This window comes from Sphingomonas silueang, from assembly GCF_040049155.1.
Classification (GTDB): domain Bacteria; phylum Pseudomonadota; class Alphaproteobacteria; order Sphingomonadales; family Sphingomonadaceae; genus Sphingomonas; species Sphingomonas silueang.
This window is the reverse complement of the sequence record NZ_JBDZDK010000085.1, coordinates 1-1,242: the sequence shown is the minus strand read 5'-3', so window position 1 is coordinate 1,242 and position 1,242 is coordinate 1. Positions and strand designations below refer to the sequence as shown.

Annotated in this window: 2 pseudogenes; both read right to left on the bottom strand. The window is 64.5% G+C overall.

The annotated features are described in order from the left end of the window. Positions 1-122: 122 nt before the first annotated feature. Positions 123-731, bottom strand: a pseudogene (locus ABLE43_RS23160) (conjugal transfer protein TraH); the annotation flags it as partial. Positions 732-793: 62 nt separating this feature from the next. Next, a pseudogene (gene traF / locus ABLE43_RS23155) lies at positions 794-1,123 on the bottom strand (conjugal transfer protein TraF); the annotation flags it as partial. Between the last annotated feature and the right edge of the window lie 119 nt (positions 1,124-1,242).

Genomic DNA, 1,242 nt, shown 5'->3' with positions numbered 1-1,242 from the left:
ACGAGCGCTCGTACGACCAGTCTCAGAACCGAAAACTTCCCGCACCGCCCGCGCCCTCGTCAAAGACGATAAGCATCCCGGCTACGGCCAAACGGGCAAGGCGGCCCTCAGGCCACGCTTACCATGCTTGCGTCGGTGTTGCCCGCGATCGTGGCGTCACGCCGATTGCCGTTGTTGCAGCCCTGGCGCGATGCCGCCCAGTCCGAGAAAATTCCCTGGCTATTGCCCACGGCCTCGCAGATCGTCGACCGGGTCGAGTCCATCTGCGGCCAGATGCCGCCCACCAGCGCTTGAGCCGTTTCGCAGCTCGAGATGTTCATCTGGTTGAGCAGCTGCGCCTTCTGGCTGAACTCGTCCATGACCTTGCCGATCTCGGGCGAGACGCTGTCGATCGCGAGCTTGAAGGCGAACCCGAGCGCGTTGTTCGCCGTCGCCTTGAGCATCGCCACGATCTCGGAGGCGTTGATGAACGAGAACGAGCCCGAGAACAGGTCGATGCCCCCGCAGCCGGCCCGCGCGCTCGGCAGCTGCAGGTTGAAGGGCGAGACGCTCTTCTGAGGGAATCGCGTCCAGACGTTGCCGAGCGAGTAATAGCCCGCCGACTGCCCCTGGAACGCGGTCGGACCGGTCACGTTCGCCGCGCCGCCGGCATCGTTAAAGAAGCCGTTCATCTCCGAGGCCACGTCCGCCCGGGCGACGCCGATGAGAGCGAAGTGCGACGCGGCGATCATCGACAGGATGGCGGCAGTGCGCCGGAAGGCGCGTCCGCTCCGCTTCTTCGTAGAACAGGCCATCAGTAATCACTCCCGACCTTGGTGTTGGTCAGCATGAAGATGCGATCCATGATCTCGTCGGCGCTGAGCACGCCGTAGCCGACCGGGATCGTTCGCTTGGTGACGGTGTCGTAGAGGACGAGCGCCGGCGTCTCGTTGCCCGGCACGCCCATCCGAGCCCTTTGGCCGGAATCGACCTTGTAGTTCGGGAAGTCCTTGCTCGGCCCGCCGTCCATCGAGATGGCGACCACCACCATGCGGTGGCTGTCGGTGACTGAACGGAGTATCGGCGCGAACACCTCGCAGGCGCCACAGCTCTGCGCGTAGAAGTAGAACAACCCGTAACGCTGTCAATCGGCGTCCAAAAAGGACCCCCTATCGGCGTGCAAAAGGGACCCCCTTCGTCAAGCAGCGTGACGGGTATGACGGGCGCACCGTTCGCGCTGGTTGCGGCGTAGGGCGGGCGTAG